This window comes from Sphingobacterium sp. 40-24, assembly GCF_001899705.1.
Classification (GTDB): Bacteria; Bacteroidota; Bacteroidia; order Sphingobacteriales; family Sphingobacteriaceae; genus Sphingobacterium; species Sphingobacterium multivorum.
The window spans coordinates 1-18723 of the sequence record NZ_MKWH01000017.1; the positions used below are offsets into that span (position 1 = coordinate 1).

Genomic DNA, 18723 nt, shown 5'->3' on the forward strand with positions numbered 1-18723 from the left:
TATAAAACAAAAAACAGTAGCAACCTATCGGCTACTACTGTTTAAATTATTTATTTTTAATCACTGAAAACCTGTATCGATTTTTCAGGACTAGTCAGAACGTTCGTCATCTCTTGCTCCTTATCTCCTCTCACAACAATAGCTCCTATTTTTTTAATCGATTATCTTCGTCATTATTCCCTCCCTTTTTATTGACTGACTTAATATTCATATTACCAAAACGATAAGAAACAGACAATCGGATAACCCGACTATCATATGCATTTCGTATACGATAGTATCCATTTTCCTGATAACTCGACAATCTGCGCTGGCCTCTTGTATTGAAGACATCATTTATACCCAACTTGACATTCAATTTTTTGTCAAGAAATGTTTTACCTGCACCTAGATCAATGCCATAGTAAGACTGAAAACTAAATACGCCATATACTGCTGGCGAGAAATAATTGCCCGTCAGCTCCAGGTTTGTTGTTTCCCCAATTCGGATATCATGATTGGAACTTACCTGGAACGATAACTTTTCCAATTGGCGTTGTGCTCCGGAGTGTTCATCAAAACTAAACTTATTATAAAAAGCGCTGGCATTGTTAGAAATACTCCACCATTTAAAAAGCTTAACGGGTATATTGATATTCATGTTGTAATAATCAAAATAAGCCAGATTTCGATCGGTCTGTGCAATAGCTTTGGTCTCTGAATTACTTTCTATCACCTGAGTGATTGCATCGTTGGTCCTCTTGTAGCCCAAACTCAGTAAATAGCGATCTTTAAAGGTATAATTTACTTCATACGAATTGGTATATTGTGGATTTAAATAAGGGTTGCCATACTGATACGTGTATTGATCCAAATAATACACAAAGGGATTCAATGACCCATAATCAGGGCGGTCAATACGTCTGCTATAACTCGCACCAAGCTTGTGATTATCATTAATTTGTTGCTGTACAAATATTGATGGAAAAAAATCGGTATAGGTACGTTTTGTTTGTTGCCCAAGCGTCACTGAGTTTCCTAGGGAGCTCGTATTTTCAACACGCAGTCCAGTTTGTACCGAAAACTTTCCGAACGATTTATTTAAACTGAAATAAGCTGCTGCTATATTTTCATTGTACAAAAAATGATTACTTTGACCATTATTTTGCACAAACTCGCCTTGCTGATCCTGATCTTCGTACAACAAATTATTATCTGTTTTTACGCGGCTATATTTTAACCCCGCCTCGAGTTTCGTCGTTTTATTAAAAGGATGCACAAAATCGGTTTTAAAAACTAATATTTTTGTCTTAGAAAGCATATCATTCCGGAAAATATGCGGTGATTTAAATTCTTCCCAGTTTGCGTCCAAAAAATGGTTTCCAACAGTGCTATTGTCATTATTTTTCGAATATGAATAGTCCCCATTAAATGTCAATTCAGTCCCTAAGGTATCAAATGTCTTTTTGTAATTCAGATTATAAGTGAGGTAATGGTATTTAAAATCTGACAAATTACTTCCTAATACTACCGAATCAAGCTTTCCTTTTTGAGAAGCGATCAGATTGCTTCCCTCCCGTGTTGAATGACCATTGCTTACATTACCATTAACCACAAATCCAATGACCTCCTGTTTCCCCAGATTAAAATCTGCCGCAAATTTGAAATTATGACCTCGATAGCGGAATTTCGAATAAGAATCCGAATTGAAAAAAGTCGTCCCGCTTTTGGTATCTACAGCCCTATCGATATCTAAATCATTAAAGCCTAAGGCAGTTGCATAGTTATAGGAAGAAAATAAGTTCACCCAATTGTTACGATGGTTTATGAGAAAGCCACCATCAGCCTTTGTATATTTACCCTGCCCTAAATTGAGGTTTAAACTAACATTACTTCCAAATTGCGTATTCCTCTTTGTCTTAATATTAATAATTCCTGCATTCCCTGCCGCATCATATTTTGCAGGTGGATTGGTGAGTACTTCGATCGAGGCTATTGCATTTGAAGCTGTATTTTCCAATAAGCGCGACACTTCATCTGCAGAAAGATAAGTAGGCTTACCATCAATCATGATGATCACATTACTTTTTCCACGAAGGTTGATCTTTTTGTTGTCTAAAGTTACCCCCGGGACCTTTTGCAAGAGTTCCAATGCGTTATTTCCGGTTGCCAAAATACTGTTCTCGACATTGAGCACAACTTTATCAAGGTGACTTTCAATTAATGGCTTCTTGCCAATTACCTGCGCCTCACCCAGCACTTTACTTTCCAGCTGTAATCGAATCGTATCCAGCACCTTGAAATCACCCGCACGCAGCATTATTTCCCCAGAACGATAAGTACCATAACCCACCGTGGACACCTGTAAGCTGTACTTCCCCTCGGGTATCGCAAACAACACAATTTGTCCATTTTCGTTGGATAAGGTTCCTTTTAACAAGACATCATTGGGTTTACGAAACAGTGAAATATTTGCGGCAGCAATGGGCTGGTTGTCCTGCCCAACAACGACAGTACGTAATTTCCCCCCGTCAGACTGTGCTGAAACGGGTCCGGCATTAGAACACAGGAATAAAACAATAGAAAATAAGAGCAATTTAATTTTTTGTGGTTTCATAATGTAATTTCTTTGGGCTATCGATCGGATAGTCAACTTCATAATAATGACAACAAACCTCGTGTATTCATTACACGTTGACTAGCAGAAATAGACAGGTAGTGCGATTCACTCGGTAGACAACCAAATAATATCGGTAAACCCTATCCTTCGCTGATCGCTTTTACAGCGGATAGGATCATGCGAGCTAATTTTGAATCTTCTGAAACATATCGTAGGAAAATGACATCGAATCAAAATAAAAATTCAAAAAACAAATAAAATTCAAAACAAATAAATTGTATACAAAAAATATTAAGCATAATATTTGTATTTTTGCATCGAAAATTAGTAAACTGATTCATGAGCACTGTATCATTGAAGAAAAGACTCTACCGTATTTATATCCTTATGCTACGATTTATGCATGGCGAGCATGCTGGAGACGCATTACGTAATGTTGCCATCAGTATTTTGCCAAGTTTGGCGATCTATTTATTGGGAGCGCAAGCGAGCACGGCTATCGGAATCGGTGTCGGATCGTTGTTAACAACACTCACCGATCCTCCTGGCAACAGAAAAGATAAACTTTCTTCAGCTCTGATATGTATTCCCACCTTCTTTGTTGCATCATTGTTTACAGCTATTGTATTTCCCTATCATTGGCCCTTGGTTATCGTGCTAGCGGCAGCCGGTTTTATATGCACCTTATACGGCATTTTTGGAGCCCGCTATGCTGCAATTGGAAACATGACATTGATTCTCATGAGTTTTGTGATCGGAATGGCCCCACAACACCCATTTGCGGTTGGCTTACAGATTACAACAGGTTCCATAATATATTACTTTTTTAGCCTTTTACAAGCCTATATACAACCTTATCGCTCTTTAAAACATGCCATGGCTAACGGCTTTCATGGATTGTCCCAATTTCTATTGATACGATCACAGTCTTACGATCCCGATATTCCTTTGAATATTACGTACAGTCGCGTAGGAAAAATTCATGGCCAGATCAGCGAACAGCAGGAACAAATCAGGTCTCTTCTGTTTCGAGAAAAAAAAATCATAAGCCAACAGTGGCATAAAAGCAATTATTGGCTCAGTCAGGTTTATGGATTAATTGACCTCCATGAGTTAATTATTGCGCTTGATCATGACTACGATGCAATTCGCAAAAATCTTGCAGACACGGGCAGCCTTCCCATAATTCGTCACACAATCAAATTATTAGCGTTAGAAATCGATAGCTTTTCACAACCCAACAAGAGGTTCCGGTATGCACATCAATTATACCATAATAACTTTAAAATTAATGCCCTCTTACGGGATTTAAAAGAAATTCAAGAACAACAGGCCGATCCAGCAAAAGGTATATTATGTTCGATCATAAGCAACATCGAAGCAATTATTGATGTACTCAACAGAATCCAGGTCGCTTTTTATCAAAATCAGGAAATTCAGGATAAGATTGACACCAGCGAGTACCAACAATTTATCAGTCGACCATTACGTAATCTCGCTGATCTAAAAAGTAAACTCCATCTGAATAATCCGCTTTTTCGATTTGCGGTTCGGATGGCTCTTCTTTTTGGAACAGGTGCATTGATCGGTATTTTATTTTTGGATTTTAAATATACCTATTGGATCTTACTGACGATCGCTATTGTTGCCAGGCCAGCATTTTCAATGACAAAAACCCGTAATATAGAACGTATTGTCGGTACATTCTCGGGTATTATAGTTGGTGTGTTCTGCTTAATTTCTATTCATTTTCTTCCAGCACTCCTAACCATAGCTGCATTGGGTCTTTTTGGATTCTTTTTGTTCAACCGATCTAACTATATGGTCAGTGTCATCTTCATTACCTTGGGAATTGTGATTGCACTCAATCTGTTCGAAGGCAACATCAATCTCATTTTAGGCAGCCGAATACTTTTCACACTGATTGGAGCATTCTTGGCTATAGCGGGTTATTTCTTGATACCTGTACGCCAGAGCACAGGCATGGTTCAGCTGGCAAAAGAGGTATCCCTTTACAACGCGCATTATTTCCAGATCATCAATAACCGTCTGTCGGACGAAAGACAAAGTTCGTTTGATATACGACTGGCTCGTAAAAAGGCGCAGACCGCCATGGCCCTGTTTTCAGACGCCATTAATCAAATGAAAAAAGAACCCGAGCACAAATGGATGGATTGGTCACATATTCACCATTTTCAGGCACTCGCATATCAGGTCAATTCCCATTTGGTGGGCCTCTCGCTATCGTTAAACAAAAAGACGAATCGCCACCTCGCCTATGATATCCATAGTAGAATCGATGCGCTTAAACCTCTCCTAACAGATTTAAATCAAACTGCAGAACGGATCAATTTAAAGAAATCATAATACCCGATTGACAGTTACTTTTGCGGTTTCATCGGAAGATATGCGATGCCAATCGGCATGTTATTCAAAATTCCTTTAACTAAAAAATACCATTTCTTTTGCTTTAATAAAAAAAGAGTTTATATTTGTGTCGTCTTCGAAAGAAGATTTCTAATCAACACCTCCCTTCATCAGTAGGTCTTGATTTATAAAGAAGTGGCGAGAGACTGGCTCAATGACCCACTGGCAACCTTCAATTTGTTTGAAAAGGTGCCAATTCCTGTCCAAAACAATATCGTTTTGGAGCATATAAATGACATAAGACAATGATTATTAAATTACTGAAGTCCATTAAAAATTCAGGTTCAACACAAGTGAACCGCACGATAAGCGAAAGTGTAACCCATCGTACAATTGTATCGATGCGAATGCGAATGCGTATGCATATGCACTTCCATGCTTGTTAAAAATCATTTCCGTTTTCTTGGATAAAGATTTAACAGCCCCTTCAAGGAGGTGTGTATGCTTCTCTTTTTACTTTGCAATTTCTTTTTGAACCCTTAAAATCTGATATATTATGTCTTCAAACAAAAATTTAAAATTCGAAACTCTTCAGGTTCACGCTGGCCAAGTCGCTGACCCTACTACGGGATCTAGAGCAGTTCCTATATATCAAACAACATCTTTTGTATTTGAAAATGCCGAACACGGCGCAAACTTATTTGCATTAAAGCAGTTCGGTAATATTTATACACGGATTATGAACCCTACTACGGATGTTTTCGAACAACGTATTGCGGCACTGGAAGGTGGAGTTGCAGCTGTTGCTGTTGCATCCGGCCAGGCGGCACAGTTTATAGCTTTAAATAATATTTTGGAAAGTGGTGACAATTTTGTTGCGGGATCCAACTTATACGGCGGTACATTCAACCAGTTTAAAGTTTCTTTTAAGCGCCTAGGCATCGAAGCTCGTTTTGCAACAGATGCCGAAGCCGATAAAATTGAAGCGCTCATTGATGATAAAACAAAAGCAATCTATGTTGAAACAATCGGAAACCCAAGTTTCAATATTCCCGACTTTGAAAAAATTGCTGCTGTAGCAAAAAAATATGAATTACCATTAATCGTTGACAATACTTTTGGAGCCGGAGGTTATTTATTTAAACCTCTGGAGTATGGTGCAAATGTGGTTGTTGAATCGGCAACTAAATGGATCGGTGGACATGGCACAAGCATTGGCGGTGTCATCGTCGACGGCGGAAACTACAATTGGGGCAATGGAAAATACCCGCAATTTTCCGAACCATCTGAAGGCTATCATGGTTTAGTGTTTTCCGAAGTTTTCGGTGAAAGCGGACCATTCGGAAATATTCAATTTGCCATTCGGGCGCGTGTGGAAGGGCTCCGGGATTTCGGACCAGCACTCTCCCCTTTCAATTCATTTTTATTATTACAAGGACTTGAAACCTTGTCTTTGCGGGTGCAACGCCATGTAGACAACACTTTAGAGGTCGCAAAATGGCTTGAGGCGCATCCACAGGTAGAAAAAGTAAACTATCCGGGATTAAAAAGCTCTCCGAGCTTCGCTAACGCACAAAAATACCTTAAAAATGGCTATGGCGCGGTACTTTCTTTCCAGCTTAAAGGTGACGCAGCGCAAAAGGCCAATAGCTTTATCGACAGCTTAGAATTGATCAGTCATTTGGCCAATGTTGGTGATACGAAGTCATTGATTATTCATCCAGCAGCTACAACCCATCAACAATTGAGTGATGAAGATCAAGCCAATGCCGGAGTCTTCAAAGGCTTATTACGTCTTTCTGTAGGAATAGAGCATATTGATGATATCAAAGCTGATTTACAACAAGCTTTTGATAAAATTAAATAATCAGATTTTTTCGGCTTAAAACTTAAACGTAAAATGAGTAAGCATATATATCTGCACCCGGAGCCTTTTGTATTTGAAAATGGAAGAGAGCTTACTGATTTACAAATCAGTTATGAAACATTTGGCAAACCCAACGCAGATCGCAGCAATGTGATCTGGGTTTGCCATGCATTAACGGCCAATGCAGATGTGCTGGATTGGTGGTCCGGTCTTTTTGGAACAGGTGAGTTGTTTGATGCAAACGATTATTATATTATTTGTGCCAATGTCATAGGATCAGCATATAATAGCAGTAATCCGCTATCTGTAAACCCAGCAACCGGACAACCCTATTACCTATCTTTCCCCGAATTCACAGTGAGGGATTTGGTTCACGCACATCAAGTCCTTGCGGACCACCTGGAAATCAAACAAATAGAGATCCTTATCGGGGGGTCATTAGGCGGTCAACAAGCATTGGAATGGGCCGTATCGCACAGTATAGCCATCAACCATCTCATCGTGGTTGGAACAAATGCCGTCCACTCACCATGGGGTATTGCATTCAATGAAAGTCAACGTCTGGCCATTACAACTGATCGAACCTTTTACGCCAATCACCCTGATGGTGGAGCTAAAGGATTGAAAGTTGCACGCGCTATGGCACTGTTGTCTTACCGCAACTATACAACGTATGCCAACACGCAAAAGGAAGATGATAACGAAAAACTCGATCATTATAAAGCATCCTCCTATCAGAACTATCAAGGTGAAAAATTGGTGAAACGCTATAATGCGTACAGCTATTACTTCCTGACCAAAGCAATGGACAGCCACAATTTAGGTCGGGGAAGACGATCTATTGAATCTGCTTTGGCGAGCATTGATTGTCCAACTTTAGTCCTGAGCGTTAATACAGATTTGTTGTTTCCGCCACAAGAGCAACAATTCATCGCGCAACATGTTCCCAATGCCCATTATCAAGAGATTGAATCGACCTATGGCCACGATGGCTTTTTGATCGAAACAAAAAAACTCACAAAAATCATTAGCAGCTTTCTGCGGGAACAAAAAGAATACATAAACGAATTAGTATAAGAGAGTAAATAATATATAAGAGAATTTAAGAAGAGATATGAGTAATAAATTAACAATAGGGATGTTTGGGTTTGGTGTCGTAGGCCAAGGTCTTTACGATATCATCAAAACCAAAGATCTTAATCTGGAGATCAAGAAATTTGTCATTAAAAACGGAGATAAAAAACGCTCGCTACCAGCAGATTTATTTTCTACCGATGCCGAAACAATTTTAGGTGACCCAGAAATTAATACTGTTGTCGAACTAATCGATGATGCCGAAGCAGCATACCAACTAACTGTTCGTGCTTTGAAATCGGGGAAAAATGTGGTATCTGCCAATAAAAAAATGATTGCCAGCCATTTGGAAGAGCTGGTTGATATCCAACATGAATACGGGACCAGTTTATTATATGAAGGTGCCGTTTGCGGAAGTATTCCCATTATACGGAATTTAGAAGAATACTATGACAATGAATTACTGCATTCTGTCAGCGGTATTTTTAATGGATCTTCCAACTACATTTTATCTAAAGTTTTCAACGAAAATCAGCAATATACAGATGCTTTAAAGAAAGCACAAGAACTTGGTTTTGCAGAAACAGATCCAACGCTGGATGTAGGTGGATTTGACCCCAAATTTAAGGTATGTATTGTTGCTTCGCATGCGTACGGTATCTATGTCAAACCAGAAGATGTGTTCAATATTGGTATTGATAAATTGGGACAGCAAGATATTCGTTTTGCGAAAGAAAAGAACCTCAAGATCAAATTGATACCGACGGCAAAAGAGATCGACGGCGACAAAGTTGTACTTTATGTATTACCACGCCTAGTAGGCAAAGACAGCATGCTCTATAATGTAGAAAATGAGAACAATGGAGTATTGGTGAAAGCGGCCTTTGCAGACGAACAATTTTTCTATGGTAAAGGAGCAGGTGGCCACCCAACAGGTTCTGCTGTGCTATCGGATATCGCGGCTCTTCGCTATGGATACCGCTATGAGTATAAAAAACATTTAGAATCCAGCACATTAAATTATAGCCAAGATTATTTAATTAAGGTTTATTTGAGATATACAGATGATACACTGATTGAAAAGTTAAATTTCAGTGAAATCACAGAACGATATTACGCACCAGATTTCAAATATGTCATCGGACATATTAATCTTCAACAAATCGCAGCCCATAAAGCTGATTTGGATCAAGAGGGCAATTTTATTGCTGAAATCGCGTAGGCAATCAACAAACCAACCTACCTTGAAAATAGCCCCGAATGGGGCTATTTTTTTATCTTATATTTAGTCACCTTTCAACTTGAGATCTAAAATCCCACCTTCCACCAAACGTTCAAAAGGAAGTTGCCAACCTTTCCACAGGCGATTATTCAACCGAACTTGATCAACAATAGAACTATTGGGTTGCTCTTTCTTCACCTGAATGATAAATTTATTTTTTCTTAATTTCTTCGGCAATTGTATCGTTACCCGATCGAAAAGTGGCGCGCCTATCTGAAGTGCGGGCTTCTCGGTGGTGAGACTTCGGACATCGAATAGGCCGATACTCGACAAGACATACCATGCTCCAAGCTGTCCTTGGTCTTCGTCTTGTCCGTAGCCATAGCCATGTATCGCATCGTTACCATAAAACTCATTGCAAATTGCCCGTACCCATTTTTGACTCAGATCAGGTCTACCAGAAAAATAGAACAGCCAAGAGATATGCAGGTTCGGTTGATTACCGTGATTATAAAGACTTTCAATCCCTGCGAAGGCGTCAATTTGTGTACCACCTCCAAACACATTCTTCTGCGACACCGTAAAGATACTATCCAACCGCTGATTGAACAGATCCTTTCCAACGAGTTTAACCAATTCTTGTGGGACATGCGGAACATAGAACGTATACTGCCATGCATTTCCTTCCTGAAATCCACGCCATGGTTCATAAGGGTTAAAGTTTGAAATGAATCGTCCAGTACTATCCTTTGGCCGCATAAACTTCGTCTCGGCATCATACAGATTGCGCCATCCATTGGATAATTCCTGAAATTTAACATAGTCTTTTTGACGCCCCAATGATTTTGCAAATTGCGCAGCCGCTCCAGCGGAAAAAGCATATTCCAAGGTATGCGAAGCGCCAAAAGGAGATCCATTGGTCATTAATTCGGGACTGCCATGATCATCTTTTATATACGGTGAGTAGCCTTTGCGGACGAAAACTCCCACATCTAACTTTCCTGCTCCAGGCAGACGGTCCTTCGCTTCCAATTCATTTTTGCGTACCGCATCATAAGCAAGATTCATATCATAGTCACGAATACCGACATTGTAGGCCGCTGCGATTGCCAAACCCGTAAAATTAGTTCCTACACCCGAAACGTATTTACTGTTGGCAATACCGTCTCCTAACCAACCTGCATCGCGATAGACCAACAATTGACTCTGAATCCAGTCGTTGTAATAGTCTGGATACGCAATAGACCACAACTGTGTCAAATTCCAAAATGCGCCCCAGATAGCATCGGTATTATAATGATGATGAATCGGTTGCCCTTGCTTATTTAGGGCAATCTGCCCCACCGAGCCGTCATTTTTGGGATATGCACCATTTACGTCGCTTGCAAGCCCACGGCCAAGTAAAGCATGATACAATCCCGTATAAAATTTAATGCGGTCGTCCGCTTTGCCCCCTTCCACCAAAATTCTTCCCAGTTCACTATTCCAGGTTTGCAAGGCATTATTCTTTGCAGCATCAAACGACATATCCTTCGCCTCTTTAAGCAAATTCAGTTGTGCGTTTTCTACAGAAGTATAAGATAAACCCGTCTTGATGTCTATTGATTCGCCTGCTTCAGTGCCAAACTTCAGATATACTCCAGCTCCTTTTCCTTTTATGCGCGTATGTTGGTCAAAAGTTATAGAATCTCGAAATGTCCCAAAAGACTTCGGTTGTTTGTTGATCTCCGCAAAGAAAAACATTTTGACCGTAGCCCCCTGCTGATATTTTTGTACATATACAGGATTGGTAACCACATATCCCCAGACGTGCTGTTTGTCATAATTTACTTCGGCATCAACGACCGGTCCACTTTCCCCCATCACATGGCCAATATCGAAAATAAGGTTGGCTTCTTCCGTTTTTGGAAAAGTATAGCGGTGAAAACCGACACGCTTCGTTGCCGTAAGCTCAGCAAGTATATTATAATCTTTTAGCTTGACACGGTAATAGCCAGAAGTGGCAAATTCATCCTTCTTGTCAAAATCGGAACGATAACCGCTTTGTGGACGATCAAGTTGACCGGGCATTGTCTTCAATTTTCCAACGGATGGTGCAAATACCACTCCGCCTACCTGAAATTCGTGAAAATTAGCAAAGCCTTCTATTGAGGTATGCCTATCGTCATAACCCACGGCCTCCCAGCCCGACTTGTTCCCATAGCTTCCATTTGTGCTCGGAGCGAGCTTAGCCATTCCAAAAGGTACGGCTGCTGGTGTATAAAAGAAATACCGACTATGGACGGATCCAATATTAGGTTTTACAAAAACGGTCAAATCTGTTTTCTGCTGTGCGGAAACAGCTGCCGTACTCACAAATAAACTACAAAAATAATAAATGATACGCTTTACCATTGTTCTCAATTAGGTTCTACAGCAAACTTACAAAAAAATAGAGTATGTATAAACATGAGTTAGATTTTATTACTTAATTTAACGACTTAACAGATTGCATCGCAACGCCTAAATTTGTAAAATTTTAAATACTAATCAAATAAAATACTATTAAAGCTTAAATACTGACATTTTTCCATAACTTTGATTGTACATACATATTAAAATATAACCAGTAAATAAATTCAAAAAAATACACATCGAACGGCTGATCTTCGATCACAAGCCTGAAATAAATACAAATTAACGTTGAAATAAATACCAATGATTGACAGGTACACTTGTCAATCCTAATTAATTACAATACAACCACAATGAAAAAAAACACCACATTTTTTAGTCTAATACTTCTGTTACTCGGAACCCAACTATCAGCACAACAAACAAAACCCGACCGTATCGCGCAACTTAAGTTAGCAAAAAGCATTCTAGCGGATCAAAACCTAAAATATGTGGACAGCCTTGCCCGAGAGGTCATCAAAGAAGGTTTCAATGCGGGCAGTGGCTACTCACAAATTTGGGCCAGAGATCTCAATACATTCATCGAAACCGCATTGGAAGAGCGGTCCCAAGCGGACATTAGAGGGGCTATTTTAGTATTTTTTAAGATGCAACAGCCCAATGGCGAAATGGTAGACGGCTATGTACTAAAGAAAGACTTTACCTGGCATGATGATACACCCTACTATTCAAAAAACGCTCCTGATCATGTGGGTTTTAAAAACACGGTAGAAACCGACCAGGAAACGTCACTCATCCAATTGTTGGGTAAATACATAATAAAAACAAAGGATTACAGTATCTTGGAGGAGTCTGTCGGTGGAATTTCTGTAAAAGACCGTATCCAACTTATGTTGGATTATCTGAAAAAGGAACGGTTCAACCAAAAGTATCAGCTACTTTGGGGTGCGATGACAGCAGATTGGGGAGATGTACAGCCCAACGACAGCTTTGGTTGTGATTGGAATGACCAACTTTCCAATGAGGCAATCGATATTTATGACAACGCGATGTTTATTATTGCATTGCAGACCTTGATTGAAATCCAGCCCAACTCTCCCAAGGTGGCGGAATGGAAAGGATTAAAAAAGAGTCTCGAAACGAACAGTAGACGTTATTTATGGGATAAGAAAAAACAAAAATTCATTCCGCACATATACCCTAAGACATCACCTATTCCTAAAGGATTTGATGAAAATACGATCCATTATCATGGCGGCACCGCCATCGCTATAGAAGCGGGGCTACTAACACCTTCAGAAATAAAAACAGTCAACAAACAAATGCTTGAAAACGTGCGGTTATCTGGCATGCCGAGTATTGGATTGACCTTATACCCAACCTATCCAGTTGGATTTTTCATTGGCGGAATGGCTCAGCCTTACCAATACCAAAATGGTGGTGATTGGACCTGGTTTGGCGGACGGATGATCCAGCAACTCGTTTTAAATGGCTTTTATCAGGAAGCCTATACCGAACTCCAACCGATGATCGATCGGGTTGTGAAAAACAAAGGATTTTACGAATGGTATGGTCAAAATAACGTACCCAGTGGATCAGGAAAATTCAAAGGTTCAGCAGGCGTGCTGAGTAAAGCAATAGCTCTCCTAGAAAGCTGGGCTGAAACTACCCTGGAAAAGAATCATTAAAAGAATAAATAAATTAGCTATTCACTCATCCAATTAATCCATTCAAAAAGGATGAGTGAATTCCCTAATAATCTCTTCTGCTTTCGACAGTATAGGTAAAACTTTCCGCGCGGTAGAACCCCAAATTATATTCAATCGGCTTCCCAGATTGGTCAAATACAAAGCGCTTGCGGGACAGAATAGGATCACCGATATTAATCTCCAATTTATCAGCTATAAATTTATTTGCGGCCATTGCATCCAGCTCTTCCTGAGAAAGATCTGCAACGACATGATAATCTGCTTCTAAGATCTCATATAAAGGTCTCTTAAAATCTTCATCGCCGTTTAAACCTATACGCGGATGGAAGTAAGAGATAAAATAAACAAATGGGTCATCTTTCTTTCCTCTCAGACGTTCTAGTTTTAATAGCTTTTGGTCCTCATCTACATTAAAAAACTTCGAGACTGCTTTGTCCGGAACAACCCAGCTGACGTGAAGCTCAAAATTCTTTACCTCAATTCCTCGGTTTTTCATCTCTTGTGAGAAACTCAGCCAATTCTTGGATTTGGAACTAAATTTGGAACTAGCCACCTTCGTGCCTATTCCCTTCTTTCTAATGAGCAACTCCTCGTAGACTAGTTTATTGATCGCCAAACGCAAAGTAGAACGGGAAATTGCCAATCTTTTTGCTAATTCAATTTCGTTGGGCAATAACTTACCCTCTATATATTCAGGCTGCTTAATTAATTCGCGTAACAAATTCTCTGCTTGTATATGCAGCGGAACAGGGCTTTTATGATCTATTTTTAAATTCATCAGTTGGATTGCTTGTGCTAAAATAAGATTTTTTGCATAATTAAAAAAATAGATATATGTTTGTATGTATATACATATTAATATAAACCGCAGATGTCAAAGAGATTTATCATCATTTTATGTATCGTTTCACTTGGAGGACTCCTTTTCGGTTTCGATATGGCTGTAATTGCAGGTGCATTGCCGTTAGTAAAGCAATTTTTCGGACTATCTCCTGCTCAAGAGGGCGTTTTTGTCAGTTCAGCCCTGCTAGGCTGTATTGTCGGTGTATTTTTCACAGGACCATTAACAGATAAATACGGCCGAAAACCAGCCTTTGTTACTGCGGCCCTGCTCTTTTTATGCTCAGCAATTGGCTGTGGATTCAGTCCTTCTTATAGCATATTAATTGCAAGTAGAAGCATTGGGGGCTTGGGTGTTGGAATAGCCTCAATCGTTGTGCCCTTATATCTCGCTGAAATATCGCCAAGTAAATTTAGAGGAAGATCAGTCACCTGTTACCAACTCGCTATTACATTCGGGATCCTTTTTGCGTATATCAGCAATTATTTGATTCTCGAATATAGCTCCGCACAGCAAAATGAACTCTGGCGAACTATGTTTTTAGTTGGTGCAGTACCGGCTTTATTGTTATGCATCGGAGTTTACTTTATTCCTGAAAGTCCACGTTGGCTATCTAAAAATGGGCGGAACACGGAAGTAGCAGCGATCAGTGGCGCGTTAGGACTATCGGATATACAAGAGGTCGGCAACGTTTCCTCGAAGGGAAATCTACGTGATCTCTTCTCGCCTATTTATCGCAAGGCCTTCCTATTGGGCTTGTTCCTTCCTTTATTTTCACAGCTCAGTGGCATAAACGCAATTGTCTACTATGGTCCGAGCATATTGCTTGAATCTGGTATTTCATTAAATAATTCCTATCATGCTCAACTATTCTTTGGAGCCGCCAATGTGTTATTTACTTTCTTTGCCATCTGGAAGGTTGACAATTGGGGTAGACGTCCCTTATATCTTTTGGGAACGGTAGGTGCTACCCTGAGTTTGCTGGTTACTGGATATCTTTTTAATCAAGGTCAAGTCAATAATATCGCATTGATTATCGCTATACTTTCGTTCTTATTTTTCTTTGCTTTTTCCATTGGCCCGCTAAAATTTGTTGTGGCGGCCGAAATCTTCCCTAATGCCATCCGGGCTCGTGCCATGGGTATCAGTATTATGGTGATGTGGATTTCCGATGCTATCGTGGGACAACTAACACCCATTCTACTCGCTTCCTGGGGGGCCCGCTATACGTTCTGGTTGTTTGCATTTTTCTGTGCCATCGCATTCCTTGTTGTACTTGCATTCCTTCCGGAAACAAAGGGCAAACCTTTGGAAGAGATCGAAAAATTCTGGATTGAAAAGCACAATAAAAAATCAACAAACAAGTAAGCAAAAAGCGACTTAATCCAACATCATTCATTTGCAATAAATTACATTATATGTATTCTAATACTCAAACAAAACCTTTTCAGTACGAAATCACACCGACGTTTCCGGTTCAAGGAACACTATCAAATTCCTACACGGATCTTGTTGCACATCTCATTACACATAATATACATAGCGTTGATGGTTTTGTAGGTGTTGACTGGGCTACAATCATCCCCAAGCTAAAGCAAGAATTTGAAAAACAGGGCGTAACTCCACGATTTATTGCCATGGATTCAGCTTTAAAAACTGAATCAGCGATCCAGGAGCTTGTCGCACCATACCTCGGTGGCGACGATCCATTATTTGGAAAAAAGGCCGGGATTCAACTCATTGAATACTTTGACACCCAAAAGCTTGTGGACCTTCAAACCATACGAGCAAACGCCGAATCAATACAAGCTGAGTATACCATCTTTTATGGCCCTGGAGCATCATTAGTCGATACGTCTAGTCAGCTGATGTTTATTGATCTGCCCAAAAACGTGCTAATTCAACGTATGCGTGCGGGAGAAGCTTCAAACTTAGGTTGTTCAAGACAGACCAATCAAAAGGAAACTTACAAACGTTACTATTTTGTCGACTGGGAAATATTGAATAGACATAAAAGGTCTATCCTTTCCCGTGTCGAAATTCTTGCCGATCAACAATCGTCCCAAAACCTACCATGGATCACAGGGAAGGATCTACATGCTACTTTGCTGGCCATGTCCCAAAATTACTTCCGCGTACGACCAACTTTTGAACCCGGCGTATGGGGTGGACAGTGGATGAAAGAGCACCTTTCAGGCATAGATCAGCATGTCAAAAACTATGCGTGGTCCTTCGAAATGATTGTCCCTGAGAATGGCATTTTGCTCGAAGCAGATGGACATACACTCGAAATTTCATTTGATCAATTGATGTTTCAAGAAAGTGCCAATGTGCTTGGTCATGCCCAGCAACGTTTCGATGTTGAATTCCCGATACGCTTCAATTTTCTGGATACCTTTGATGGCGGCAACCTATCCATTCAATGTCACCCTAGTCCAGCCTATGCAAAAACAGAATTTGGAGAAAACTTCACACAGGACGAATCATACTATATCGTTGATAGAAAAGAGGACGCACAAGTGTATCTGGGCTTTCAGCAATCCATTGATGCAGACAAATTTCGCTCAGCTTTAGAAGAGAGCTTCCATACCGGAACAGCCATGGATATCGAGCAATACGTTCAAAAATTCGAATCCAAGAAACACCAATTGTATTTGATACCACATGGTACTGTACATTCTTCCGGCGTGAATAATCTCGTACTCGAAATCAGTGCAACACCTTACAATTATACCTTTAAAATGTACGACTGGGTGCGTCCGGATTTAGATGGGAAACCACGCCCATTAAATATTGATAGAGCATTCGCCAACCTCAATTTTAGCCGAAAAGGTGATGTCGTAAAAAACACGCTGCTTGCTCAGCCCACTGAAGTAGCCCTTGATGCGCAAGCAACAAGAATACATTTGCCAACGCATGAAGATCATTTCTACGATGTTTTTAGATACGAATTCGATCAGGATGTTGCAATTGAAACACAAGGACAGTGTCACATCATGATGCTTGTGGAGGGGGAGGCAATTGAGCTGACGACAGCAAATGGCATGAAGAAAGTCTTTCATTATGCTGAGACTTTTGCTGTTCCTGCTGCTGCCGGATCCTATACATTGCGTAATTTAGGAAACGATAAGGCAAAGGTTATCCAATCTTTTGTCAAAGAATCCAAATGTTAATCAAACCATTTACTATAAACTAACAGCACAATGAGAACTCTATTTTTTGCGTTATCTTCGTCTCTCCTATTACTGTCCTGCCAAAATGCTGGCGGTAAGGTTTCGACAAGCAATTTACAGGACAGCATCCAAAAAGACAGCAGCTTCAATCTTGTCAAAGATATGGCTACGAACGTCATTAAAAGTGGATTCAATGCGGGGGATGGATACAGTGAGGTGTGGATTAGAGATTACAATACATTTATCACCTTAGCAACAAAAGTCCATCCCCATGAACAGATCAAAGATCAATTAGCTTTGTTTTTTAAGCTACAAGGTCCTGATGGTAATATTGCCGATGGTTTTGTCAAAAAATCCAGCTTAAAAAATGGCGTATCGGACTATTATACCATCACTAGTCCCTTAGCTCCTGATTATGCAGCACACAAAAATACAGTTGAAACGGACCAGGAGTCTTCTTTGATCCAAGCGGTACATAAATATATCGCTGCAACGAAAGATAAGGCTTTTCTCGATGAAAAAATTGGAAATGCGGCTGTAAAGGATCGCATGGAGCATGCTTTACAATTTTTATTGGACAAACGTTATAATGCTACTTATGGTTTACTTTGGGGCGCAACTACAGTCGATTGGGGTGACGTTCAACCTGAACACGATTGGGGTGTCCACCTGGATGAAAATTCGCATATTGCTTTGGACATCTACGACAATGCAATGTTTTTGATCGCGCTTGACAATTACATGGATCTTTTCCCTGAGAAAAAAGAAAAGTGGGGAAAAATCAGAGCGTCTATAGCAAGTAATACCATGAAACACCTTTGGGACGAAAAGAACCAAAAGTTTATTCCCCATATTTATATCAAAGGCTCTCCATTTGCGGCTGATTTTGATGAAAATCAAATCTATTATCATGGTGGAACAGCAATTGCTATTGAGGCTAATTTGCTCAGCAAAGAGCAAATAAAAGTTTCATTGGATAAAATGATTAAAAATGTAAAAGATGCTGGTGCAGCAACAATTGGACTTACTGTGTACCCGACTTATCCGGCAGGCTCATTTAAGAACAAAGGCATGTATCCTTACGGTTATCAAAATGGTGGGGACTGGACCTGGTTTGGTGGTCGTATGATTCAGCAGCTTGTTAAAAATGGCTTTCAACAGGAAGCTTATGCGCAAATACAGCCGATGCTTGCCCGTGTTATCAAAAACAAAGGATTTTATGAATGGTACACAAAAGATAACAAACCAGAGGGCTCTGGAACTTTTAGAGGTGAAGCAGGTGTCCTTTACGATGCCATCGAGTTATTAGAAGGTGCTGGCACGAAATAAAAACAGCTTATCGTGATGTAAAAAGAGCAGTAGGAAATTCCTTGCTGCTCTTTTATTTGAAATCGTGTCTCGTCCTGAAATAGCGATACATAAAAAGAATCGTTATGAAAGAAGGCACAAATTATGTAAAGCGTACGCAACGAGATTA

The 18723-nt window shown here is 40.0% G+C and carries 11 protein-coding genes and 1 riboswitch; of the genes, 8 read left to right on the plus strand and 3 right to left on the minus strand.

Annotation, left to right across the window (positions count from 1 at the left end; genetic code table 11):
- Positions 1–145: 145 nt before the first annotated feature.
- A complete protein-coding gene (locus BGP15_RS05845; protein ID WP_286768947.1) occupies positions 146–2596 on the minus strand; it encodes a TonB-dependent receptor in 2451 nt (816 codons plus the stop codon).
- Positions 2597–2938: 342 nt separating this feature from the next.
- On the opposite strand from BGP15_RS05845, the gene BGP15_RS05850 reads away from it, so the two are divergent.
- The 4 genes from BGP15_RS05850 to BGP15_RS05865 all read left to right on the plus strand — a co-directional run bounded on the left by BGP15_RS05850 (position 2939) and on the right by BGP15_RS05865 (position 9129).
- Complete coding sequence (locus tag BGP15_RS05850; RefSeq protein WP_286768948.1) at positions 2939–4966, plus strand: FUSC family protein; 2028 nt, start codon at positions 2939–2941, stop codon at positions 4964–4966.
- A gap of 182 nt (positions 4967–5148) precedes the next feature.
- Positions 5149–5261: riboswitch (SAM riboswitch) on the plus strand.
- Positions 5262–5522: 261 nt separating this feature from the next.
- Positions 5523–6833, plus strand: a complete 1311-nt coding sequence (locus BGP15_RS05855) for an O-acetylhomoserine aminocarboxypropyltransferase/cysteine synthase family protein (protein ID WP_286768949.1) — start codon at positions 5523–5525, stop codon at positions 6831–6833.
- Positions 6834–6866: 33 nt separating this feature from the next.
- Entirely contained in the window at positions 6867–7910 is a 1044-nt protein-coding gene (locus BGP15_RS05860; RefSeq protein ID WP_286753855.1) for a homoserine O-acetyltransferase family protein, read from the plus strand.
- A 37-nt stretch (positions 7911–7947) separates the two neighbouring features.
- Entirely contained in the window at positions 7948–9129 is a 1182-nt protein-coding gene (locus BGP15_RS05865; RefSeq protein WP_046674614.1) for a homoserine dehydrogenase, read from the plus strand.
- A 63-nt stretch (positions 9130–9192) separates the two neighbouring features.
- Here BGP15_RS05865 and BGP15_RS05870 read toward each other — a convergent pair whose 3' ends face one another.
- On the minus strand, positions 9193–11523 hold the full coding sequence (locus tag BGP15_RS05870) for a GH92 family glycosyl hydrolase (RefSeq protein WP_286768950.1): 2331 nt from the start codon (positions 11521–11523) through the stop codon (positions 9193–9195).
- Positions 11524–11876: 353 nt separating this feature from the next.
- On the opposite strand from BGP15_RS05870, the gene BGP15_RS05875 reads away from it, so the two are divergent.
- Positions 11877–13211: a glucosidase family protein gene (locus BGP15_RS05875; RefSeq protein ID WP_286768951.1), complete on the plus strand. Its 1335-nt coding sequence runs from the start codon at positions 11877–11879 to the stop codon at positions 13209–13211.
- A gap of 64 nt (positions 13212–13275) precedes the next feature.
- Here BGP15_RS05875 and BGP15_RS05880 read toward each other — a convergent pair whose 3' ends face one another.
- On the minus strand, positions 13276–14010 hold the full coding sequence (locus BGP15_RS05880) for a GntR family transcriptional regulator (protein ID WP_046674612.1): 735 nt from the start codon (positions 14008–14010) through the stop codon (positions 13276–13278).
- A 93-nt stretch (positions 14011–14103) separates the two neighbouring features.
- Between BGP15_RS05880 and BGP15_RS05885 the strand changes: the two genes are divergently transcribed.
- From BGP15_RS05885 to BGP15_RS05895, 3 genes are read left to right on the plus strand one after another with little or no spacing between them, the layout of a single operon-like run.
- On the plus strand, positions 14104–15441 hold the full coding sequence (locus BGP15_RS05885; protein ID WP_286753852.1) for a sugar porter family MFS transporter: 1338 nt from the start codon (positions 14104–14106) through the stop codon (positions 15439–15441).
- 50 nt (positions 15442–15491) lie between these two features.
- Positions 15492–17246, plus strand: coding sequence for a class I mannose-6-phosphate isomerase (locus BGP15_RS05890; RefSeq protein WP_286768952.1), 1755 nt, complete (start codon positions 15492–15494; stop codon positions 17244–17246).
- Between the two features lie 30 nt (positions 17247–17276).
- Positions 17277–18575: a glucosidase family protein gene (locus tag BGP15_RS05895; RefSeq protein WP_286768953.1), complete on the plus strand. Its 1299-nt coding sequence runs from the start codon at positions 17277–17279 to the stop codon at positions 18573–18575.
- Positions 18576–18723 lie beyond the last annotated feature (148 nt).